The organism is Sorangium sp. So ce406 (assembly GCF_051474675.1).
In the GTDB taxonomy this organism is placed as follows: Bacteria; Myxococcota_A; Polyangia; order Polyangiales; family Polyangiaceae; genus Sorangium; species Sorangium cellulosum_G.
Window position 1 is genome coordinate 11,028,155 of record NZ_CP150340.1, and the last position, 22,040, is coordinate 11,050,194.

Sequence of the window (22,040 nt, forward strand, 5' to 3'; positions counted from 1 at the left end):
CGCGTGTGCACGCGCCACACAGCCGCGCGAACGAATGATCCGACGGATCCCCGCGTGGACGGCGCGGCGAGGCAGGCGCCAGTTCGGCCGGAGCGGCACAACAGGAAATCGACTTTTCGGCGTTTACTAACCGTTTTCCCGACGTAGACTCGCGGGCACGGAGCGAGGCGTTCGACTCGCTCCGTGCGGTCGCTCCACGATGAGGCGCACCTGGACCTGCCTCATCGTGGAGCGCCTGGCGCGCACCTGGACCGTCCGGGCCAACAGCCGTGCTGCCGGACGGCCAGTGTCGCTCGACACCTTCCTGAGATCGGTCTCCGGAGCGCCCTGAACCGGCGGCGGGGACGTCGTCGTCCCCGCAGGAGGTACGCAGTGCATCTGCTCAAGTTCAGACCGAGCAAGCTCGCCGTCATTTCCCGGAACAACCGCCAGGAGATCATCCAGGCCGGCCTCACACGGCGCGACCTCATCAAGATGGGGCTCATCGCGGGGAGCGGCTTTCTTGTCACCAAGAGCGGGCTGAGCGCGCGCGCCGCCCTGAGCGCGTCGAGTAGCCCGCCCACCGAGCCGTTCGTGCAGCCGCTGCTCATCCCGCCCGTGGCGCAGCCGGTCGCCTTGACGCCTGCGCCGGGAGAGCTCCGGGTGGCGGGCGAAGCGCCGCGGGCGGCTCACCAGTTCTGGAGCCGGTTCCGGCCCCGGAGGACCTACGAGCTGGACGCCAGGGAGCTCCAGCACCGCTTCCACCCCGACCTGCCGGCGAGCACGGCCTGGGGCTGGGGCGGAACGGTGCCGGGGAGGACGATCATGGCGCGCTACGGCGAGCCGATCATCGTGCGTTTCCGCAACCGGCTGCCGACGGTCGCCGCCCACCGAGGGTTCGGCCGGCCCGAGCTCACGACCCACCTGCACAACATGCACACGGCGACCGAGAGCGACGGCTTCCCGACCGACTTCTACCCGACGGGCCTGTTCAAGGATCACCACTACGTCAACGCATTTGCCGGCTTCGACACGCCCGAGTTCGCGCCGCTCGGCGATCCGCGCGAGGCGCTCGGCACGCTCTGGTACCACGATCACCGGGTCGACTTCACGTCGCAGAACGTTTACCGCGGCCTCGCCGGCTTCTATCTCGTCTTCGACGAGCTCGACTCGGGCGACGAGCAGGACAGGAACCCGCGGGCGCTGCGCCTGCCGAGCGGCGAGTTCGACGTGCCGCTCATGATCGCGGACCGTGTCTTCGACGAGGACGGCCAGCTCTTCTTCGACCTGTTCAACCTCGACGGCATCCTCGGCGACAAGTTCACCGTCAACGGCAGGATTCAGCCGTTCTTCAAGGTGGCGCGGCGCAAGTACCGCTTTCGCATCCTCAACGCTGGGCCATCGCGCTTCTACGAGTTCTTCCTCAGCAACAGGCTCCCCTTCACGATCATCTCGAGCGACGGCAACCTCCTGCCCAGCCCTGTCACATCGAGGAGCGTGCGCGTCGCGGTCGCCGAGCGCGTGGACGTGATCGTCGACTTCAGCGACACGAACATCGGCGACAGGATCATCCTCGAGAACCGCCTGGAGCAGGACGACGGCCGCGGGCCGACGGGGGACATCTTGCGTGCCGGGCGGGGCAACGCCGTCCTGCGCTTCGACGTCGATCGAGACGCGCCGGACCCGAGCCGCGTGCCCGAGGTGCTCCGGCCGCTGCCCGCGATCAACGTCGCCGAGGCGGCCGCGGTGCGCGTGTGGGAGTTCGAACGCCGGCGCGGCGCGTGGGCCATCAACGACCGGTTCTTCGACGTCAACGTGGTCAGGGCGAGCCCGCGCCGGAACACGGCCGAGATCTGGATCCTGCGCAACGACTCGGGCGGCTGGTCGCACCCGGTGCACATCCACCTCGAGGAGTTCCGGATCCTCAGCATCGACGGCGAGCCGCCGCCCGCGCGGCTCGCCGGGCGCAAGGACGTCATCGAGATCGGCCGCGCCAACGGGAGCGAGGTGCAGCTCTTCATGCGCTTTCGCGACTTCGTCGGGCGCTACCCGATGCACTGCCACAACACGGTTCACGAAGACCACGCCATGATGCTCCGCTGGGACGTCGTCCCCCCCTGACGGAGAGAGAGGGCACCACCATGCTCATGTCGACTCGGCTCTTGCGGTGGGGGCTTTATGCGCTCTGCGCGATCGCCCCCGCGACGTACGTCCTGGCGAGCGAGGGGGTTCTGTCGAAGCCGCGGACCACCGCCCGCTTCGCGCCTACCCGCGGGGGGTTCGGCGCGAGTTACTTCCCGAACGTGCCGCTGCGCACCCACGAAGGCAGAGAGGTCCGCCTCTACGACGACCTCCTGAAGGACAAGGCGGTCGTCATCAATTTCATGTATACGCGGTGCGAGGGCACCTGCCCTGGCACCACGGCCAACCTGCGCAAGGTCCAGCGTGAGCTCGGCGACGCCGTCGGACGGGACGTGTTCATGTACTCGTTCACGCTCAAGCCGGTGGAGGACACGCCCGAGGCGCTGCGCGCGTACGCCGAGGCCCACGACGTCGGCCCTGGCTGGCTCTTCCTGACGGGGAGGCCGGCCGACCTCGAGCTCGTACGACGGAGGTTCGGCTTCGTCGACCCCGACCCGGACGTCGACGCCGACCGTTCGTCGCATGTCGGCGTGGTCCTGTACGGCAACGTCGCCCAGGAGCAGTGGGCTGGCTGCCCCTGCCTCTCGAACCCGCGGGTGATGCTCGAGCAGATCCTCTGGATGATCCCCGAGGAGCGGCGCCCGCTCATCGGCGTCGAGCCGCACGCCCCCACGGAGATCAGCCAGATACCGCCGATGCAGCCTTGACCCGAGCCGATCACAGCGGCGTCTCCGGCTCCGTCATGACGCCAGAAGTCGTCGTGTCGCTCACCCCTCCGCCCCCCGCCGGCGGGGCGCCGGCCGGCGCCGCGTCGTCGCCTCCGCCGCGAACGGCCTGTCGCCGGGGCGCAGCGCGCTGCGTTGCTCCGCGTCGAGCCGCTTCACCGCCGCCCGGAAGTCCTCCCGGCCCAGCCTGAGCCGGTTCTGGGCCGTGTTCTCGTTGATCTCCAGCTCGCGGGCGATCTCCACGACCGGGATGTCGAGCATGTCGTGCATCACCAGCATCACGCGCCGCTCGGGGGGCAGGCCGGCGAGCAGCGCGTCGATCACCTCGGCCCGCTCCGTCGCTTCCACCTGCTGCTCCAGGCGGGGGCGCCGGTCGACGTCGGCGAAGATCGCGCTGCTCTGCAGGCCCACCGGGACCTCGCGGCGCCGGAAGGCCCGCTCGCGGTAGTGTGTGAGCTGCCGCCACGCGATCCCGAAGAGCCACCGGTACACGGGGTCCCACGCCCGCCGCGCCCGCAGCCCGGCGAGGTAGGGGAGCACCGTGCTCAGCGGCACGAACTCGTCGGCGGCGTCCTCCTCCTCGTCGTCGCGCACCCCCAGCGCGGCGCGGAGCAGGCGGCTCGCATTGAAGCTCTCCAGGCGGCGGTAGGCGACGAGGAGGATGTCGTGCAGCACGTCCTCGCGATCGTGCGGTGCGACTCCATACCCGCGGAGCATCCTCCGGAGGAAGGGAGCGCCCACCTCGTGCACCACAGCGAAGCTGCGATGTTTCTCGCGGACGGCGTTATCTGATCGAGATTCCACATATAATTTTTACGAGCCGTCATTCCGAGTCATTTGGGAACCCGCCTCCTCTCGCCAGAAACACCGGTTTTTGTCGCAGTTTTTTTGTGACCGGCGCGCGACTCGCCCGCGCCTCGCCAGCCCTCATGTCGCGCCCTGGATTCGATACCCGGTCACCAGAAGCCGTGACCAGGTCGTCGGGTGTCGAGTAACTTGCGCATTTCCGCCGCGAAAACGCGTGTGATGCACCCCGGTCCGCCCGCCCCACGCCGGCCTCGACCGCGCTCTTTCCGGCGCTCGCCGCCGGCCTCACCGAGCTCGACGGCGCCTCCGGGCCCCCGGCCCGCCCGCGACCGCGCGCTCGCGCCCGCGGGCGCCGCCCGGGGCCCGCCCGGGGCCCGCCCGGGGCCCGCCCGGGGCCCGCCCGGGGCCCGCCCGGGCCGCCCCCTTGCCGACCGCCCCCCCGGCCCGTAGGGTGACGGCGCCGTGCCCCTCCTCCAGCTCCGCCGCAGCGCCGGCGCCGCCGCCCGCGACCTCACCGCGTTCCTGCCGACGACCCGGGAGGAGATGCGCGCGCGGGGGTGGGACGCGCTCGACATCCTGCTCGTCAACGGCGACGCCTACGTCGACCACCCCGCCTTCGGCGCCGCCATCATCGGCCGCTTCCTCGAGGGGCGCGGGTTCCGTGTCGGAATCATCTCCCAGCCCCGCTACCAGGACACGAGCGACCTGCTCCGGATGGGGGTGCCCCGGCTCATGGTCGGGGTCACCGCCGGCAACCTCGACTCGATGCTCAACAAGCTCACCGCCCAGAAGAAGGTCCGCAGCGAGGACCAGTACTCGCCGGGCGGGCAGGTGGGCCTCCGCCCCAACCGGGCCTCGATCGTCTACTCGAACCTCTGCCGGCAGGCGTTCCCCGGCGTCCCCATCGTCCTCGGCGGCATCGAGGCGTCGCTCCGGCGCATCGCCCACTACGACTACTGGTCCGACCAGGTCCGCCGCTCGGTCCTGCTCGACGCCAAGGCCGACCTGCTCATCTTCGGCATGGGCGAGAAGGCCGTCTGGGAGGTCGCCGACCGCCTCCGCCGGGGCGAGCCCGTCCGCTCGATCCGCGACGTCCGGGGGACGGCCTTCCCCCTGCGCAAGGGCGAGTGGGAGCAGATCGAGGGCTCGCGCTACGTCGCCGACGGCAAGCCGGTGATCCTCCCGAGCTACGAGGAGGTCGCCGCGGACAGGCGCGCCTTCGCCGAGATGTCGCGCGCCTTCCAGTTCGAGACGAACCCCGGCAACGCGCGCCCGCTCCTCCAGGCGCACGGCGCCGAGGCGGTCTACTTCAACCCGCCCGCGTTCCCGCTGGAGACCTCCCAGATGGACGCGCTCTACGACCTGCCGTTCACGCGGGTGCCGCACTGGTCGTACGACGCGCCGATCCCCGCCTACGAGACGGTGAAGCACTCGGTCGTCACGATGCGCGGCTGCTTCGGCGGCTGCACCTTCTGCTCGATCACCGAGCACGAGGGCCGGGTCATCCAGTCGCGCTCGGCCGACAGCATCCTGCGCGAGGTGCGGGCGCTCCGGCGCATGGACGGCTTCCGCGGCGTGCTCAGCGACCTCGGCGGGCCGACGGCGAACATGTACCAGATGCGGTGCAAGGAAGAGGCGATCGAGAACGCGTGCCGGCGGCTCTCGTGCGTCTTCCCGGAGGTCTGCGAGAACCTGAACACCGACCACGGCCCGCTGCTCAAGCTGATGAAGGCGGTGCGCGAGGAGCAGGGGATCAAGAAGGTCTTCATCGCCTCCGGCGTGCGCTACGACCTCGCCGAGCGGTCGCCCGAGTTCATCGAGGAGCTCGCCGCGCACCACACGGGCGGCCAGCTGTCGGTCGCCCCCGAGCACAACAAGAAGGACGTGCTCGACAAGATGAAGAAGCCGGGCATCGAGAGCTACGAGCGCTTCGCCGAGCAGTTCCGGTGCGCGAGCGAGGAGGCCGGCAAGAACCAGTTCCTCGTGCCCTACTTCATCTCGGGGCACCCGGGCTCGACGCTCCGGGACATGGTCGACCTCGCCGTGTACCTGAAGAAGAACGGCATGCGGCCGCGCCAGGTGCAGGATTTCATCCCGACGCCGATGTCGATGGCCGCGTGCATGTACCACACGGGGATCGACCCGCTCACGCGCGAGCCGGTCTACACGGCGAAGGATCTGCGGGAGAAGAAGCTCCAGAAGGCGCTCTTGCTCTACTGGGATCCGGCGCACCACGACGAGGCGCGGGAGGCCTTGATCAAGGCGGGCCGCGGTGATCTCATCGGCACGAAGCCGCACTGCCTCGTGCCGCCTGCGGCCGGCAAGGGGGCGCCGCCGCGCTACCTCGCCAAGGTCCGCGGCGAGCGCCGTGGGAAGCCAGCCGATGCGACACACCGCCGAACCCGATAAGGACCGGACCTTCGCCGCGAAGCTCGGCGACCGCGGCCTGTTCCCGCACCTCGCGCCGCTCGTCTACGTGAACCACGCGGGGATCTCGCCCCCGTCGCGGCCGGTGCGCCTCGCGATGATCGCGCTGCTCGACGACTACGCCGCGCGGGGGGCGGCCGCGTTCCCGGCGTGGTTCGCGCAGCGCGCGCGGCTGCGCGAGAAGCTCGGCCGGCTGATCGGGGCCGCGGCCGAGGACGTCGCGCTGGTGCAGAGCACGACGCGGGGGCTGAGCGACATCGCCCTCTGCTACCCCTGGCGTCCGCGCGACCGGGTGATCCTGTTCGAGGGGGAGTTCCCGGCCAACGTCACCCCGTGGCAGCGCGCGGCCGCGCTCTTCGATCTCGAGGTCGTGTTCCTGCCGCTCGGCGGCTTCGCCGACGGCAGCGGCGCGGGCCTCGCCCGGCTCGAGGACGAGCTCCGGCGGGGCGCGCGGCTCGTCGCGGTGAGCGCGGTGCAGTTCCAGACGGGCCTCCGGATGCCGCTCGCCGCGATCGGCGCGCTCTGCCGCGCGCACGGGGCGGAGCTCTGCGTCGATGGCGTCCAGGCGGTCGGCGCGACGCCGGTGGACGTCGAGGCGGCGAGGATCGACTACCTGGCGTGCGGCGGCCACAAGTGGCTGATGGGGCTGGAGGGCACGGGTTTCCTGTACATCCGCCGCGAGCGCCTGCCGGCGCTGCGGCCCGCGGTGGCGGGCTGGCTGAGCCACGAGGACGGCGTGAGCTTCCTGCTGCAGGGTCCGGGGCACCTCCGGTACGACCGGCCGATCCGGCAGCGGGCCGACTTCGTGGAGGGGGGCAACCTCAACGCGGCGGGCTACGCCGGGCTCGAGGCGGCGGTGGATCTGATCCTGCAGATCGGGGTCGAGCGGATCCACGAGCACGCGAATCGCTTCCTGGATCCGCTCGAGGAGGCGCTCCGTGAGCGCGGCTGGGAGAGCCTGCGCGCGGAGGACCCGGCCATGCGGGGGTGCGCGCTCGGGGTGAGGCCGCCGGGCGGCGCCTCGGTGGTGGAGCTCCACCGCGAGCTCACGCACCTCGGCATCGCCTGCGCGATCCCTGACGGCGTGCTGCGCTTCTCGCCGCACTGGCCGAACGCGCTGGACGAGTGGGAGCAGGTTCTGCTCTCGACGGATGAGGCGCTCTCGCGGGTCGCGAGAGCGTGAGTCGCCGAGAAGGGGAGTCTCGGGGCAAATCTTCTGCTCGTCCGAGCACCGCCGTGTTCTGACCAGATAGGACAGCAGCCCGCGTCAGGGCTGCGTCCGGAGCTTCGTCTCTGTTTCGTGTTCGGAAGAATTCGAACCACAGAGGGCACAGAGGGCACAGAGGGCACAGAGGAAGAGAATAAATCTTGGCCTCTCTATCTCTTTATCTCTCTATCTCTTCTCTTCCTCTGTGCCCTCTGTGCCTCTGTGGTTCAAACTCTCATGAGCCAGAGATGAGCCCGACGACCCGGTACTCGCGTCCCCCTCACCGCCCCCGCTCGTAATCGAGCGCCGCCTTCTCCACGACATCCCAGTCTCTCGCGGCCCGCTCGGCCTCCGCCACGAGCTCCGCCGTGAACAGCGTCAGCCCCCAGATCCCGTTATCCCTCCGGCGGAACGGATACCGCGTCCCGCGCGCCGTCTCGACCGTCGCGCGCTCGCCCGTCACCTCCACCTTCCCGATGCCGGACAGGTCGCGCCGGAGCCGCGTGATGAAGCCCTGCTTCGCTGCAAGGTCGACCCACACGTCCGCCCCGTCCTCGGCCATCGCGTGCGCCCGGTACTGCTCGAGCAAGCGCGTGCGCTCCGGCTCCGGATAGCTCGCCTCGATCCGCTCGAACGCCTTCCGCCGGTAGTCCCGGACCGTGTAGGCTGCGTGCTGCGCCCGGTCCTCGAGGTACGGGAAGCACGCGCGCGGATCGCTCGCGCCGATGTTGTAGGCGATGCGGAGATACGCGCCCTCGGGCGTCGTGTCCGGCGGAAACTGGTTGAGCTTGATCAGGAAGAGCAAGAGGGCCACCACGGCGACGGCGGCGGCGCCCCAGGCGATGGCGCGGCGACGGGTCATGTTCGAGCCTCCATGCGTGCGAGGGCGGCGCCCCGGCGCTGGCCTCCGCGCGTGGCGCTCGCGCCCGAGGCGCCGGGCCGGGGCCTAGAGGTGACCGCCGAACTGCAGGTAGAGCGACGCGACCTGCCCCCTGTCGAAGGCCGGCCCCGCCGGCTCGTCCAGCGCGAGGAGCAGGCCGGCCCGCATGAAGAAGGTCTTCTGGCTGTCGTACACGAAGTACGGCATCAGCGAGACCTGCGCGTCGTCGACGACGTCCGGCGCCGTCGGGACCCACACCATCCTCAGCGAGACGCCGCCGCCGAAGCCGGCGCGGCTCTGGAACTCGGGCTCGACCTTCGTCTGGAACACGACGTCGAGATCGTTCGAGCCCAGGTATCCGATGTTGCGCACCCGGTCGCTCAGCGGGGGCATGAACGTGAGATCGCCGCCCGCCCTGAGCACGAACGGGCGCCCGAACCGGTACTCGATGCCGCCGAACCCGCCGATCGGCAGCGTGTCCGTCGCCCAGAGGTGCGCGTCGTACAGGGCCATCGCCCACCCGGCGGACGCGGTGGCCCAGCGCCAGTCGACGTCATCGACGGCGTTGAGCGGCAGCGAGATGCGGCCGCCCGCGTACCACGTGAGCTTGCCGTCGATGTCCGAGTAGTAGAGCGCGAACGTGGGGTTGCCGAGGCCCGCGCGCGACTCGCTCCTGAGGTCGACGCCGCCGCGGCGGCTGTCGATCGAGAGCGCGACAGGGAACTGCAGGTTGATGAACAGGTCGGGCGTCGGCTCGAACTGCACGAACGGCACCGTGGCGAGCGACGTGCCGTAGTAGCGAGCGCTCCACATGTAGAGGTCCACGCCCGCGTCCGACCGGTGCACCGGCGGATGCCAGGCACGCGCCTCGGGGGCGGCGAGGAACGAGGCAGCGGCGGAGGCCGCCAGGGCGAATGCGCGGAGCCATCGGGGCGTGCTCATCTCGAGATCTGCCTACCGAGATCCTGACCGCGCCGTCAACCGCGTCGCGCCCCCCCTTCCTGAGAAGCCGGCGCGCCCCTACGATGCGCCCCATGTCCCGCACGAGACCAGAAGCCCCTCTCCTCGAGGCGCTCCAGCGCTCGATCCTCGTGTTCGACGGCGCGATGGGCTCGCTGCTCTACGAACGCGGGGTGTTCGTCACCCAGAACTTCGAGCAGCTCAACGTCACGCGGCCCGACCTCGTGAAGAAGGTCCACGCCGACTACGTCGCGGCGGGCGCGAACATCATCGAGACGAACACCTTCGGCGCGAACCGGTTCCGCCTCGAGCGCTACGGGCTCGTCAACGAGGTGCGCAACTTCAACCTCGCGGGCGCGCGCATCGCGCGCGAGATCGCGGGCGGCGACGCGTACGTCGCCGGCTCGATCGGCCCGACCGGCCTCGTGCCCGGCGTGGCCACCCGCGACGACCTCGCCGCCGCGGCCCAGACCTTCGCCGAGCAGGCGGGCGCGCTCGCCGAGGGCGGCGTCGATGTCCTGGTTCTCGAAACATTTCGCCATCTTGACGAGATCAAGCTCGCCATCGAGGCGGCGCGCAAGGCGGCGCCGGGGCTGCCCGTCCTCGCGTCGATGACGTTCGACACGAGCGGCGTCGTGGCCGACGGCAGCGAGCCGGAGCGCGTGGCCCGCACGCTGCGCGACTGGGGCGTCGACCTGCTCGGGGTCAACTGCGGCGACGGCCCGCAGCTCTCGCTCGCGATGGCCGAGCGGATGGCGACCGCCGGGCTCCCGCTCTGCGTGCAGCCGAACGCGGGCCTGCCCCGCACCGTCGACGGCCGCCTGCTCTACATGGCGACGCCCGAGTACTTCGACGTCTTCGCCCGCCGGATGATCCAGGCGGGCGCCGCGATGATCGGCGGCTGCTGCGGCACCACCCCGGAGCACGTCAAGTGGATGGCCAAGTCGGCGCGCATGCTCCGGGGCGGCGCCGCCCCCGAGGTCGCCGCGCGCCCGCACATCGCGATGGACGCGCCCACCGGGAGCGAGCCCACGCCGCTCGGCGAGCGCAGCCCCCTCGCGGCGAAGATCGCCGCCGGCAAGTTCGTCGTCTCCGTCGAGGTGAACCCGGCCCCCGGCCTCAACCCCGACAGCGCGCTCAGCGCGGCGAAGATGCTGATCGACAGCGGCGTCGACGTCGTGAACGTCGCCGACGGCCCGCGCGCCACCGCGCGCATGACGAACCTCGCCTTCTGCGCGCTCCTGCTCCAGCGCTACGGCATCGAGCCGATCTTGCACGTCTGCGGCCGCGACCGGAACCTCATCGGCCAGATGGCGCACCTGCTCGGCGCCCACGCGATCGGCATCCAGAACCTCGTCGTCATCACGGGCGATCCGCCGAAGGTCGGCGACTACCCGGAGGCGACCGCCGTCTACGACCTCGACTCGATCGGGCTGCTCCACATGGCGAGCACGATGAACCGCGGCCTCGACCCGGCCGGCAAGCCGATCCCGGGCGGCAAGACGTCGTTCCTGCTCGCCACCGGGCTCGAGCCGGGCGCCCCGGACCTCGACAAGGAGATCGCGCGCCTGGAGCGCAAGCGCGCCGCCGGGGCCGACATCATCATGACGCAGCCCGTCTTCCACCAGGATCTGCTCGAGAAGGTGCTGAAGCGCATCGAGCACCTGGGCATGCCGGTCCTCGTCGGCGTGCTGCCGCTGGTCAGCTACAAGAACGCCGAGTTCCTCCACAACGAGGTGCCTGGCATGCAGATCCCGGACGAGATCCGCGAGCGCATGCGCAAGGTGCCGGCCGGCCCCGAGGCGCGCAAGGAGGGGGTGAAGATCGCCCGCGAGATGCTCTTCTCGGTGCGCGAGCGGGTCCAGGGGGCGTACCTGATGCCGCCGCTCGGCAAGTACGAGCTCGCGCTGGAGGTCCTCGACGGCCTCAAGACGGGCTGAGCCGCCCGGCCGCCCGCCAGAGCGCGCCAGTTCTCCCTTGCAGGGCCGGGCGTCGCGCGGGGAAACTCGGCCGCGATGTCCCTAGAGTACCGGCTTCATTCGCGCTGCGCCTGCGGCTCCGTCCTGTCGTCGTCCGAGTTCGCGCTGGCCTCGCGTCCCTTCACGCTCGCCGGGACGAAGCGCGTCTACGAGCGCGCCCGCCCCTTCACGATCCGGCACATCGCCCTCGATCTCGCGCTCGACGTCGCGGAGCGCTCGATCCGCGGCACCGCGCGGCTCGAGGCGGTCCGCGTCGACCCCGGGGCGCGCGAGATCGCGCTCGACGCGATCGGCTTCGACCTGGAGGCGGTCGAGATCAGCGCCGGCGCCGGCGCCGCGCGCGCCGCGAAGCCCCGGCGCGGCGGCGGCAAGGCGGCGGGCGGCGCGTTCCAGCCGGCCGAGCACACGTACGACGGCGAGACGCTCCGCGTGGCCGTGCCGCTCGACGCGGCCGAGGCGTCGATCCTGGTCCGGTACCGCGCGACGCCGCGGCGGGGGCTCTACTTCCTCCAGCCCGACGAGCACGTCCCCGACCGCCCGCGCCAGGTCTGGACGCAGTGCCAGGACGAGGACGCGCGCCACATCTTCCCGTGCATCGACAAGCCGCACATCAAGCAGACCACCGAGCTCCGCGCCGAGGTGCCGCCGGGCTGGTACTGCCTTTCGAACGGCGAGCTCGAGAGCGACGCGAAGTCGCAGAAGGCGGGCGTCTACCATTACCGGCTCGACGAGCCTCACCCGAGCTACCTGTTCACGCTGGTGGCGGGCGAGTTCGCGCGCATCGACGACGCGGCGCTCGACGTCCCGCTCGCGTACTTCGTGCCGAAGGGGCGCGAGGAGGACGGCCGCCGCACGTTCGCGCGCACGCCGGACATGATCCGTCACTTCAGCGAGAAGCTCGGCGTCAAATACCCTTTCCGCCGCTACGCGCAGGTGGTGGTGAGCGACTTCATCTTCGGCGGGATGGAGAACACGACCGCCACCACGATGTACGAGCACATCCTGCTCGACGACCGGGCGGCGCTCGACATCTCGTCGGACGATCTCATCGCCCACGAGCTCGCGCACCAGTGGTTCGGCGATCTCGTGACCTGCCGTGACTGGTCGCACGGCTGGCTCAACGAGGGCTTCGCGACGTTCATGGAGCACGTCTATCGCGAGCACCACCTCGGCGCCGACGAGTACGATCACAGCCTCAAGGCCGATCTCGACTCCTACCTCGGCGAGGCGCGCGGGCGTTACCGGCGGCCGATCGTCTGTCAGGACTACGACGCGCCGCTCGACGTCTTCGATCGGCACCTCTACGAGAAGGGCGGCCTCGTGCTCCACCTGCTCCGCCGGGAGCTCGGGGACGAGCTCTTCTGGCGCGGGGTGAACACCTACCTCACGCGCCACGCGCGCGGGGTCGCGGAGACGCGGGATCTCGCCCGCGCGCTCGAGGACGTGAGCGGCAAGTCGCTGGAGCGCTTCTTCGAGCAGTGGGTCTTCCGCGCCGGCCACCCCGAGCTCGACGTGAAGATCGAGCTCGAGGGCGACCAGTGCACGGTGACCGTGAAGCAGACGCAGGCGCCCGGGCAGCACCCGAGCCGGGAGCACGCGCTCCAGCCCGAGGCCTCGACGCCGCCGGTGTTCGCGTTCGACCTGGTGCTCGATTTCGGCTTCACGGAGGGCAAGGGCTCGAGCGTGCGCCGCGAGGTGCGGCGCGTGGATCAGCAGGCGCACACCTTCGTCATCCCGCTCCCGCGGCGCCCTCGCTTCGTGGTGGTGGATCCGGACTTCAGGATCCTGGGCGAGGTCAAGGTCGACGCGCCCGCCGATCTGCTGCGGGCGCAGCTCGCGCAGGCGCCGACGGCGCGCGGCCGCCTGCTCGCCGCGAAGCCGCTCTCGCGGCGCGACGACCCGCCGACGGCGCGGGCGCTCGGGCAGGCGCTCGCCGACGCGAACGAGTTCTGGGCGGTGCGCGCCGCGGCCGCGGGCGCGCTCGGCGCGCTCCAGTCGAGCGCGGCGTTCGCGCTGCTCGAGGGGAGCGTGGGCGTGGAGCACCCGAAGGTGCGCCGCGCGGTCGCGGCCGCGCTCGGCAACTTCAGGTCGGCGAAGGCCGCGGAGGCCCTCTCCAGGCTGGCCCTGCGCGACGCGAGCTACCTGGTGCAGGCCGAGGCGGCGCGGGCGCTCGGGGCCACGCGGCAGAGCGCCGGGTTCGACACGCTGATCGATCTGCTCGACCGCCCCTCGTGGGGCGAGGTCGTCCGCTGCGGCGTGATCGACGGGCTGGCGAACCTGCGCGACGAGCGCGCCGTGCCGCACCTGACGGCGCGCACGCGCTACGGCATCCCGACGCGGGGGCGCCGGGCGGCGATCGTGGCGTTGCCGAAGCTCTCCAGCGATCGGCGGACGCGCGAGCTCCTCGAGGAGCTGCTCGATCAGCCGGACCCGTACCTCCGGGTCGACGTCGCGCGCGCGCTGGGCGATCTCGGTGACGGCCGGTCGCGCGGCGCGCTGCAGCGGCAGCTCGACCGCGATCTCGACGGCCGGGTGCGGCGGCGGATCCGCGAGGTGCTCCGCGATCTCGGCGGGGCGGGCAAGCGCGAGCTCGACCGGCTGCGGGACGAGCTCGAGGCGGTGCGCCGCGACAACGCGGAGATCCGGGCGCGGCTGGGCAAGCTCGAGGCGGCGGGGAGCAAGGCCAAGAAGGCGACCGACGCGAGGTGAGCGCGCCCCTTTGCCGCGCCGCCGCGGTCGGCTAGGGAACCGTCATGTCGGAGGCCCCTCCCGTGAAGCTCGACCGCCGCGGCGCGGTCGCGGTGCTCACCATCGATCGCGCGGATCGCCGCAACGCGCTCTCCCGCGACGCGCTGCTCGCGTTCGGGCGCCTCGGCCGCGAGCTCGCGGACGACCCCGAGGTGCGGGCGATCGTGATCACGGGCGCCGGGGACAAGGCGTTCTGCGCCGGCGCCGACCTGAAGGAGCGTCAGGGCATGAGCCCGGACGACGTCCGCCGTCAGGTCGGCCTGTACCGGACCGAGCTCGGCGTGCTCGCGCGGAGCCCGAAGCCGGTGGTCGCGGCGATCAACGGGGTCGCCTTCGGCGGGGGCCTGGAGCTCGCGCTGATCTGCGATCTGCGGGTGGCGGCGCCGCACGCCGAGCTCGCGCTCCCGGAGACGTCGCTCGGCATCATCCCGGGCGCCGGCGGCACGCAGCGGCTGCCGCGGGTGGTCGGCGAGGCGCGGGCGAAGGAAATGATCCTGCTCGGCCGGAGGCTCACGGCGACCGAGGCGCTCGCCTGGGGCCTCGTGAACCGGGTGTCGCCCGAGGGGACGCCGGTGGTCGACGACGCCATCGCGTGGATCGAGCCGATCGCGGCCGGCGCGCCGATCGCGCAGGCCGCGGCGCTCCGCGCGATCGAGGACGGCTACGACGTGCCGCTGGAGCTCGGCCTGGAGATCGAGCGGGTGCATTACGACGAGACGCTGCGCAGCGAGGATCGCCTGGAGGCGCTGCGCGCGTTCGCGGAGAAGCGGAAGCCGGTGTACAAGGGGCGGTGAGGGCTGCGAGAGGCGGTGAGGGCCGCCAGCGGCGGGCGAAGCTGCTCCCCTCCGGAGAGGCCCTGCGAAGCGCGCTGGGGGCCACCGAACCGCCGTGACACGGCCGTCGTGCTAGTCTCACCCCTCATGGATCCCAAGCCGACCGGCGCCACGCTCCTGCTCGCTCCGGCCGCCCGGGGCGGCGCGGCGGCGAGGCTCCCGCCTTCGGATTCGCGGCGCGCGCATTTCCCGCCCGTGGACGAGCACCTCGTGAGGCCCGAGGTGACGCGCGACGAGGTGATCCGCGGGCGCAAGGTCGTGGCGGCGCCGTCGCTCGAGCCGCACGCCGAGCAGCAGGTGCGGCTGGATTTCCTGATCGCGCCGCACCTCCAGCCCGGCTACGTCGGGGCGGCCGATCTCATCACCCGGGTCGCCGGCGGCTCGGATTTCGCCACCGACCTCTCCATCCGCAAGGCGGGCACCGACCCGGCGACGGGGCGCCGCTACCTGGAGGAGCTCTCGTTCGAGATCGTCAACGAGCAATCGATGCGGGACGTGCGCGAGAAGGCCGAGGATCTCGTCGCCCGTGGCGTGCGCCGCGTCTTCGCCCTCTTCGTGAAGCGCGACGAGGTCGCCGAGTGGTCCGTGGCCGAGGGGCGGTTCGTCCCGCTCGCGCCCGACGCGACGATCGAGGATCCGTGCCTCGTCCGTCCGGTCCCTGTCCGCGCGTTGCTCGACGGGGCGGCGGCGGAGCGCGAGGTCGTCCGCGCGCTGGAGCGCAAGGGCAACCCGGAGATCGAGGCCATCAAGGCCCGCGAGCGCCAGGCGGCGCTCGACGAGGGCCAGCGCGCCATGCTGCTGCGCCAGCTCCGGGCGCGGTTCGGGGAGGTGCCCGAGGCGGCACGGGAGCAAGTCCTTGCTGCGTCCGGCGAGCGGCTCGCGGTGTGGGCCGAGCGGATCCTGGTCGCCGGGACGCTGGACGAGCTCTTCGCGGGCTGAAGCGCCGCGCATCGCGGCGAGTCGCCCTGCGCCTGCCCCCCCGGCGCCGGCGCCCTCTACAGCCCCTCCGTCGGCTGCCGGAGCACCTCGACCTTCCCCTCCAGCCGCTTCGACACCCACACCTTGTTGTTCCGGTCGACGATCACCGCCCCGCAGTCCTCGATCTCCTCGACCAGCGCGAGCCCCTTCTCCGCTCCCAGGATGAACACCGCGTCATCGATGGCGTCCGCCGTCAGCGCGTCCCTCGCCCAGATGGTCACGCTCCGGCTCTCGGTCGCCGGGAACCCGGTCCGCGGATCGAGGATGTGGTGGTAGCGCCTGCCGTCCTTGATGAAGCTCCGCTCGTAGTCGCCCGCCGTCGAGAAGGCGTGGTCCTCCACCTCGATCATCGCGAAGTAGTCGTTCGCGTCCTTGCCGCGCGGATCCCGCACCCCCGCCCGCCACCGCGAGCCGTCCGGCTTCTTCCCCGCGATGTACAGGTCGCCGCCCGCCTGCACGAAGAACGACGTCAGCCCCTCCGCCCGCAGCACCCGCGCCGCCGCGTCGACGGCGTACCCCTTCGCGATCCCGCCGAGGCTCAGCCGCATCCCCGGCCTCGCGAGCATCACCGTGCGCCGCGCGCGGTCGATCGCGATCTGCCGGTAATCGATGAGCGCGCGCGCCCTCTCGACCTCCTCCCTCGGCGGCACGTTGTCGTCGATGTCCTCGTCGAACTTCCAGAGCCCGTGCATCGCCTCGAACGTGATGTCGAAGACCCCCCCGGATCGCTCGCTGATCCAGAGGCTCTTCTCGATCACGGCGAGCGACTCCGGGCTCACCTCCACCGCGCCCTTGCCGGCCGCCGCGTTGACCCGCGACAGCTCGCTCTCCGGCCGCCACGTCGTCATCAGCCCCTCGAGCCTGCGGATCTCGGCGATCGCCGTCTCCAGCCGGCCCCTGATCGCCGCCTCATCCATCACGTCGCTCGTGTAGGCGGCGAGGACCAGGCTCGTGCCCATCGCCCTCGCCTCGACCACGACACGGGCGGGCGCTGCCTGCGCCTGCGCCGCCTGGGACGGCTCAGGCAGACCGGCGTCGGTCGACGCAGCCGGCGCGCTCTCCTGACGCGCACGCGCACGCGCGCACGCCGGCACGTCGCACGCGGCGAGCGCGAGCGTCGCCCCGAGGCAGAGGGAGCAGACGAAGAAGCGCGAGGGACAGCGCGGTCGGTGCATTCGAGGATCCTGACTCCGTGAGCGCCACCATGGCCCAGGCGCAGCGCGCAGATCCAGAGTAGTATCGCCCCGCCATGAGCCTCGACCCGAGCCGCATCCAGCGCGACATCGACGACCTCTCCCCCGAGCTCCGCGACATCGCCGGGCGCATCCACGCGAACCCCGAGCTCCGGTTCGCGGAGCACAAGGCCGCGGCGTGGATCGCCGAGGCCGTCGAGAAGCACGGCGTCCAGGTCGAGCGCGGGCTCGGCGGCATGCCCACCTCGCTGCGCGCGCGCATCGGCCAGGGCGAGGGCCCGCACCTCGCCATCCTCGCCGAGTACGACGCGCTCCCGGAGATCGGCCACGCCTGCGGGCACAACCTCATCGCGGCCGGGGCGCTCGGCGCCTTCCTCGCCCTCGCGCGGCAGAAGGACGCCGTGGCCGGCACCATCGACCTCGTCGGGACGCCCGCCGAGGAGGGCGGCGGCGGCAAGATCAGGCTGCTCGAGGCCGGCGCGTTCGAGGGCGTCGACGCCGCGATGATGTTCCACCCGTTCGACCGCGACCTGCTCGCCCACGACACGCTGGCCAGCACCTGGCTCGAGCTCCAGTTCCGCGGCAAGCCGTCGCACGCCGCGCTCGCGCCGTGGGACGGAAACAGCGCGCTCACCGCCTGCCTCGACACCTTCCGCCTCATCGACGGCCAGCGCGTCCACTTCCGCGACGGCGTCCGGGTGCACGGGTTCATCAAGAACGGCGGCCAGGCGGTCAACATCATCCCTGAGCTCGCGGTCGCCGAGTTCTCGGTCCGCGCCCTCGACACCGAGGAGCTCGCCCGCGTGCGCGCCATCGTCGAGCGCTGCGCCCGCGGCGCGGCCATGGCGAGCGGCGTCGAGCTCACGCTCGTCGACCAGGGCGGCTACAAGAACATGGTCAACAACCGGAAGATGGCGCGCCGCTTCGGCGAGCACCTGCGCGCCCTCGGCCGCTCTCCCATGGAGATGGACCCCGCCGTCGGCACCGGCTCGACCGACATGGGCGACGTCTCCCACGCGCTCCCCGCCATCCACCCGTGGATCGCGATCTGCGGCAAGGGCGAGACGACCTGCCACCAGCATGCGTTCGCCGCGCGCGCCGCGAGCCCCGCCGGTCAGGACTCGATGCTGATCGCCGCCAAGGCGATGGCGATGACGTGCGCGGATCTCCTGCTCGATCCCGAGCTGCGGAAGGCCGTGCGCGAGGAGTTCGCGCAGCGCAAGGCCGGCGCGACAGCGGCCTGAGCCGGCTCAGCCGTCGTCCTGCAGCGGGTTCCCGAGGTCGTCCATCAGCCCGGTCCCCCCCTCGATCGGGATCGCCCGCGCCAGGGCCACGCGCTCCAGCACCACCGACAGCGCGATCTTGTCGCCCACGTCCGGCAGCCACGTGCGCGACCCGTCCCAGAGATCCAGCCGGATGTTGCCCGACAGCTTGCCCTCCTCCCTGTCCGCCCCCGCGCCGCCGGCGCCCGCCCGCGCGGGGGGCACCGACATCCTGTCGATCTGCGACCAGGCGAAGCGCCGCACGCGCGGCAGCCCGAACCCGAGCAGCTCGCGCAGCTCGATCCCGTCCGGGTGCACGACAACGCCGCGCATCTGCTCGCGCAGCACCGCCGCGAGCGCGCTCACGCACAGGATGATGGCGCAGACGCTCGACGACACGAGCCGGTGCCGGTCCCCCTCGACCACGTACTGGAAGATCCGAGAGCTCGACGGGGCGTTCTGGCCATAGAGGATCACCGCCGTCACGGCGATGGCGAAGGCGAAGTAAAGCAGCGCCGGGATGCGCTCCTTCAGCGGCGGCCCGAACGCGATGCGCTTCTCGGGCCTGTACGTCATGTCAAAGCCGGGAGGTCTGGAAGGACGCGCCATGTCCCCAGTCTACACGGCGACCGAGCCGGCGCTTGGGTCCCCCCTTCGCGCCGCGCGCCGCGGAGGCCGACCGCCGCGCTCCCCGTGGCGCGGAGAAGCGTCCAGAAACTGATTGCCGGGGGATGGCTGAACGGACATGAAGGAACGCCCCGAGGACGTCCCTCGACCCATCCTGGAGCCAGCCATGCACGATCGCTTCCTGCGCGCCTGCCGGCGTGAGCCGACCGATGTCACGCCCGTGTGGTTCATGCGCCAGGCCGGCCGGTACATGGCCGAGTACCGGGAGCTCCGGAAGAAGCACACGCTCCTCGATATCTGCAAGACGCCCGAGCTCGCGCTCGAGGTGACGCTCCAGCCGCTGCGGCTCGGCATGGACGCGGCGATCCTCTTCGCCGACATCCTGCTGCCGCTCGAGCCGATGGGCGCGCCGTTCGAGTTCGCGAAGGGCGAGGGCCCGGTCATCCACGAGCCCGTGCGCGACCGGGCGGGCATCGAGCGGCTGCGCGTGTTCGAGCCCGAGGAGGGCCTCGGCTACGTGCTCGACGCCGTGCGGCTCATCCGCAAGGAGCTCGACGGCAAGACGCCGCTCATCGGCTTCGCCGGCGCGCCGTTCACCATCGCGAGCTACCTCGTCGAGGGCGGCAAATCGAGCGACTACCGGCTCACGAAGCAGATCATGTGGAGCGATCCCGAGGCGTGGTCGGCGCTGATGGGCAAGATCTCCGAGGTCGTCCGCCGCCTCCTCCGCGCGCAGGTCGCCGCGGGCGCGCAGGCGGTGCAGCTCTTCGACTCGTGGGTCGGCTCGCTCTCGATCGACGACTACCGCGAGCACGTGCAGCCGCACGTGCGGTACATCCTCCGGGACCTCGAGGCGACCGGGGTCCCGGTCATCCACTTCGGCACGAACACCGGGGCGCTGCTCGAGGCCCAGCGCGACGCCGGCGGCACGGTGATCGGCGTCGACTGGCGCACGCCGCTCGACAAGGCCTGGCAGCGCATCGGCCATGATCGCGCCGTGCAGGGCAACCTCGACCCGCTGCTGCTCTGCGCGCCCCGGGAGGTCGCCGAGCGCCGGGCGCGGGCGGTGCTCACCGAGGCCGGCGGGCGCGCGGGGCACATCTTCAACCTCGGCCACGGCATCATCCCCGAGACGCCGGTCGACACGGTGAAGGCGGTCATCGACCTCGTCCACTCCATCCCGCGCTCGTCCTTGCAGTCCGACGCGAACCGCTGACGCGGCGCCCCGAGCGCCGCGCGGCCGTCCAGGAGCGCGCGGCCAGACCGGGGCGAGCCGGCCCATCGACGTGTCGCTCGCTCAGACGGTCGCAGACCTCTCCGGCGCATCGACTCGCCGGTCTCAGTCCCCTCCTGCGGTGGTATCGTGCAGCCGCGAGCATGTGCGAGCTCCTCGGCATGGAGTGCAACGTCCCGACGGACGTCGTCTTTTCGTTCAACGGCCTGCGGCACCGGGGCGGCCGCACCGGCCCGCACGCCGACGGCTGGGGTCTCGCGTTCTTCGAGGGGCGCGCCGCGCGCGTCTTCCTCGATCCGAGCCCCGCCGCGGAGAGCCCGCTGGCGCGGTTCCTCAGCGAGACCCCGATCAAGACGCTGCTCGCGATCGGCCACATCCGGCGCCGCACCCGCGGCGACGTCCTGCTCGCCAACACGCACCCGTTCGTGCGGGAGCTCTGGGGCCGGCACTGGGTCTTCGCGCACAACGGCACGCTGCCCCGCGTGCGGCGCCGCGCGCTGGGCCGCTTCAACCCCATCGGCACGACCGACAGCGAGCACGCCTTCTGTTACCTGCTGGAGGGCCTCCGCAGCGCGTTCCCCGGCTATCCGCGCCGCACCAGCGAGCTCTGGGAGGCGATCGCGGCGCTCGGCGGCGAGCTCGGCCAGGATGGGACGTTCAACTTCCTGCTCGGCGACGGCCGCCACCTCTTCGCCCGCTGCGCGACCCGGCTCTGTTACATCGTGCGCAAGGCCCCGTTCGGCGTCGCGGCGCTCGTCGACGACGACGTCCGCGTCGACTTCTCCACCGTGACGACCCCGAAGGATCGCGTCGCGGTCGTCGCGACCGCCCCGCTCACCGCGAACGAGACCTGGACCCCGGGGCAGCCCGGTGAGCTCTGGGTGTTCGACGGCGGCGAGCTGCGCGCGACGCTCCCTTCGCGCGCAGCGCCTCCCTCCCGCGCGGCGCGCGCGTCGCTCTCCTCCCGCGCGCCGCGCGCGTGACCGAGCCCCGCTCCGGGCTCTCGCGCTCGCTCCCGACCGCTCGCGCCGACCCGGGCACCGGCCGTCAACACGCTCGTTGCGGTCGAGCTCGGTTTCTCGAGGCCTCTTCGCCGCTGACCCGGCGTCACATCTGTCGCGCCCCTCGCCGCCGCAGTCTCTGCTGGCTTTGCCGCCTCTGCCGCCTCTGGTCACCTCGCGCGTCTCGGCTGAGCTCGAACATTCGATACAGCCTCGGGACGGACGGTTCCAGCAAAGACGGAGCGTGGCTAACCCTCAGAGGGCGTGAAACGTTGTGCTCCGAGGATCATCCCAGGAGGAAGCACGCGGCCATGCCGGTCTGGAGACGGGAACGGGCGGCCGGAAATGAAAAACGTCGCGACGGACCTGGGGGGGGAAGGTCTCCGCCGCGACGCAGGTCTATCCTACGCACCCCGTATGCCAAGTCAACCAACCGGCGCTCCTCAGCAGCAGACCCGCGCGCGGCGCGCAGCGACGGCGTGCGCAGCTGTCAGTTCAGCGTTGTGATGCACCCAGGTTTTGAGGCAGAACTCGCGCAGCCTCGTCCCGCAGCGGACATGCCGACCGAACAGACACATCGTGCTCCAGCGAACCATTCTCTGCCCTGCAGGCCCAACTGCTCGCCGGACGGGTGGCGGCGCGCCCGGGAAACGCATAGAGAGAGCCGCATCGTCGAGAGCGCGGGCTGTACACGAGGAGACGGGCAGCGTGTCAACTGCGATGGACACGCACAATGCCCCACAATGCACGTGAGCGAGCACAGGGATGTGGTGCGGAGTGAGCGGCAGGGGGCGAACGGCGTGCGGGGAACAAGCCGAGAACGTGGAAGGGTGCGACGGACCGCAGAGGGCGACGTACGCCGCTGTCAGGTCAGGAGGGCGGAGGAAGCACCGAAGACAGCGCCGCCCGGATGGGCGTCTTGACGGGAGTCGGGACATGTCACTACGCTTTGATCTCGGGCGAGCTAAGGCATATCGAGCCGTCGGATCGCGACCGAAGCGCCGCGCCCGGGTAGGTTCCGTCTCCGGAGGAGCTCGAGACGTGTCGAAGCTAGGTCG

At 71.6% G+C, this 22,040-nt stretch carries 16 protein-coding genes; 11 read left to right on the forward strand and 5 right to left on the reverse strand.

Annotated elements, in window-relative coordinates; genetic code table 11:
• Positions 1 to 372 precede the first annotated feature (372 nt).
• Positions 373 to 2,100 (forward strand): multicopper oxidase family protein, encoded by a 1,728-nt coding sequence (locus tag WME96_RS41470; RefSeq protein WP_437287059.1) that lies wholly within the window; start codon positions 373 to 375, stop codon positions 2,098 to 2,100.
• Between the two features lie 20 nt (positions 2,101 to 2,120).
• On the forward strand, positions 2,121 to 2,828 hold the full coding sequence (locus WME96_RS41475) for an SCO family protein (RefSeq protein WP_437287060.1): 708 nt from the start codon (positions 2,121 to 2,123) through the stop codon (positions 2,826 to 2,828).
• Between the two features lie 60 nt (positions 2,829 to 2,888).
• On the opposite strand, the gene WME96_RS41480 is transcribed toward WME96_RS41475, so the two are convergent.
• Positions 2,889 to 3,587, reverse strand: a complete 699-nt coding sequence (locus WME96_RS41480) for an RNA polymerase sigma factor (RefSeq protein ID WP_437287061.1) — start codon at positions 3,585 to 3,587, stop codon at positions 2,889 to 2,891.
• A gap of 528 nt (positions 3,588 to 4,115) precedes the next feature.
• Here WME96_RS41480 and WME96_RS41485 point away from each other — a divergent pair.
• A complete protein-coding gene (locus WME96_RS41485) occupies positions 4,116 to 6,062 on the forward strand; it encodes a YgiQ family radical SAM protein (RefSeq protein WP_437287062.1) in 1,947 nt (648 codons plus the stop codon).
• Positions 6,037 to 7,263 (forward strand): aminotransferase class V-fold PLP-dependent enzyme, encoded by a 1,227-nt coding sequence (locus tag WME96_RS41490; protein ID WP_437287063.1) that lies wholly within the window; start codon positions 6,037 to 6,039, stop codon positions 7,261 to 7,263. The genes WME96_RS41485 and WME96_RS41490 overlap by 26 nt, the downstream gene beginning before the upstream one ends.
• Before the next feature lie 304 nt (positions 7,264 to 7,567).
• Here WME96_RS41490 and WME96_RS41495 read toward each other — a convergent pair whose 3' ends face one another.
• Together WME96_RS41495 and WME96_RS41500 are read right to left on the reverse strand one after the other, a co-directional pair.
• Entirely contained in the window at positions 7,568 to 8,149 is a 582-nt protein-coding gene (locus WME96_RS41495) for a hypothetical protein (RefSeq protein ID WP_437287064.1), read from the reverse strand.
• Between the two features lie 84 nt (positions 8,150 to 8,233).
• On the reverse strand, positions 8,234 to 9,109 hold the full coding sequence (locus WME96_RS41500) for a hypothetical protein (protein ID WP_437287065.1): 876 nt from the start codon (positions 9,107 to 9,109) through the stop codon (positions 8,234 to 8,236).
• Positions 9,110 to 9,201: 92 nt separating this feature from the next.
• Here WME96_RS41500 and WME96_RS41505 point away from each other — a divergent pair, with 92 nt between their 5' ends.
• From WME96_RS41505 to WME96_RS41520, 4 genes are all read left to right on the forward strand, one after another.
• The gene (locus tag WME96_RS41505; protein WP_437287066.1) at positions 9,202 to 11,067 is read left to right on the forward strand and encodes a bifunctional homocysteine S-methyltransferase/methylenetetrahydrofolate reductase; all 1,866 of its coding nucleotides are present in this window, start codon (positions 9,202 to 9,204) and stop codon (positions 11,065 to 11,067) included.
• A 75-nt stretch (positions 11,068 to 11,142) separates the two neighbouring features.
• On the forward strand, positions 11,143 to 13,815 hold the full coding sequence (locus tag WME96_RS41510) for a M1 family aminopeptidase (RefSeq protein WP_437287067.1): 2,673 nt from the start codon (positions 11,143 to 11,145) through the stop codon (positions 13,813 to 13,815).
• Between the two features lie 44 nt (positions 13,816 to 13,859).
• Complete coding sequence (locus WME96_RS41515; RefSeq protein ID WP_437287068.1) at positions 13,860 to 14,648, forward strand: enoyl-CoA hydratase-related protein; 789 nt, start codon at positions 13,860 to 13,862, stop codon at positions 14,646 to 14,648.
• A 126-nt stretch (positions 14,649 to 14,774) separates the two neighbouring features.
• A complete protein-coding gene (locus tag WME96_RS41520) occupies positions 14,775 to 15,626 on the forward strand; it encodes a hypothetical protein (protein ID WP_437287069.1) in 852 nt (283 codons plus the stop codon).
• A gap of 56 nt (positions 15,627 to 15,682) precedes the next feature.
• Here WME96_RS41520 and WME96_RS41525 read toward each other — a convergent pair whose 3' ends face one another.
• Positions 15,683 to 16,840 carry an FAD:protein FMN transferase gene (locus WME96_RS41525; protein WP_437287070.1) on the reverse strand — a complete coding sequence of 386 codons (1,158 nt, stop codon included), beginning with the start codon at positions 16,838 to 16,840 and terminating at the stop codon, positions 15,683 to 15,685.
• 74 nt (positions 16,841 to 16,914) lie between these two features.
• Here WME96_RS41525 and WME96_RS41530 point away from each other — a divergent pair, with 74 nt between their 5' ends.
• Positions 16,915 to 18,102 (forward strand): amidohydrolase, encoded by a 1,188-nt coding sequence (locus WME96_RS41530; protein ID WP_437287071.1) that lies wholly within the window; start codon positions 16,915 to 16,917, stop codon positions 18,100 to 18,102.
• A 6-nt stretch (positions 18,103 to 18,108) separates the two neighbouring features.
• Here WME96_RS41530 and WME96_RS41535 read toward each other — a convergent pair whose 3' ends face one another.
• On the reverse strand, positions 18,109 to 18,696 hold the full coding sequence (locus WME96_RS41535) for a hypothetical protein (RefSeq protein WP_437287072.1): 588 nt from the start codon (positions 18,694 to 18,696) through the stop codon (positions 18,109 to 18,111).
• A 217-nt stretch (positions 18,697 to 18,913) separates the two neighbouring features.
• Here WME96_RS41535 and hemE point away from each other — a divergent pair, with 217 nt between their 5' ends.
• Positions 18,914 to 19,963 carry a uroporphyrinogen decarboxylase gene (gene hemE / locus WME96_RS41540; RefSeq protein WP_437287073.1) on the forward strand — a complete coding sequence of 350 codons (1,050 nt, stop codon included), beginning with the start codon at positions 18,914 to 18,916 and terminating at the stop codon, positions 19,961 to 19,963.
• A 161-nt stretch (positions 19,964 to 20,124) separates the two neighbouring features.
• Positions 20,125 to 20,964 (forward strand): class II glutamine amidotransferase, encoded by an 840-nt coding sequence (locus tag WME96_RS41545; RefSeq protein WP_437287074.1) that lies wholly within the window; start codon positions 20,125 to 20,127, stop codon positions 20,962 to 20,964.
• Positions 20,965 to 22,040 lie beyond the last annotated feature (1,076 nt).

What these genes read in the sequence shown, in the direction of transcription:
- WME96_RS41475 (WP_437287060.1), top strand. Translation starts at nt 2,121, where the DNA reads ATGCTCATGTCGACTCGGCTCTTGCGGTGGGGGCTTTATGCGCTCTGC.
- WME96_RS41490 (WP_437287063.1), top strand. Translation starts at nt 6,037, where the DNA reads ATGCGACACACCGCCGAACCCGATAAGGACCGGACCTTCGCCGCGAAG.
- WME96_RS41495 (WP_437287064.1), bottom strand. Translation starts at nt 8,149, where the DNA reads ATGACCCGTCGCCGCGCCATCGCCTGGGGCGCCGCCGCCGTCGCCGTG.
- WME96_RS41500 (WP_437287065.1), bottom strand. Translation starts at nt 9,109, where the DNA reads ATGAGCACGCCCCGATGGCTCCGCGCATTCGCCCTGGCGGCCTCCGCC.
- WME96_RS41505 (WP_437287066.1), top strand. Translation starts at nt 9,202, where the DNA reads ATGTCCCGCACGAGACCAGAAGCCCCTCTCCTCGAGGCGCTCCAGCGC.
- WME96_RS41510 (WP_437287067.1), top strand. Translation starts at nt 11,143, where the DNA reads ATGTCCCTAGAGTACCGGCTTCATTCGCGCTGCGCCTGCGGCTCCGTC.
- WME96_RS41515 (WP_437287068.1), top strand. Translation starts at nt 13,860, where the DNA reads ATGTCGGAGGCCCCTCCCGTGAAGCTCGACCGCCGCGGCGCGGTCGCG.
- WME96_RS41520 (WP_437287069.1), top strand. Translation starts at nt 14,775, where the DNA reads ATGGATCCCAAGCCGACCGGCGCCACGCTCCTGCTCGCTCCGGCCGCC.
- WME96_RS41525 (WP_437287070.1), bottom strand. Translation starts at nt 16,840, where the DNA reads ATGCACCGACCGCGCTGTCCCTCGCGCTTCTTCGTCTGCTCCCTCTGC.
- WME96_RS41530 (WP_437287071.1), top strand. Translation starts at nt 16,915, where the DNA reads ATGAGCCTCGACCCGAGCCGCATCCAGCGCGACATCGACGACCTCTCC.
- WME96_RS41535 (WP_437287072.1), bottom strand. Translation starts at nt 18,696, where the DNA reads ATGACGTACAGGCCCGAGAAGCGCATCGCGTTCGGGCCGCCGCTGAAG.
- hemE (WP_437287073.1), top strand. Translation starts at nt 18,914, where the DNA reads ATGCACGATCGCTTCCTGCGCGCCTGCCGGCGTGAGCCGACCGATGTC.
- WME96_RS41545 (WP_437287074.1), top strand. Translation starts at nt 20,125, where the DNA reads ATGTGCGAGCTCCTCGGCATGGAGTGCAACGTCCCGACGGACGTCGTC.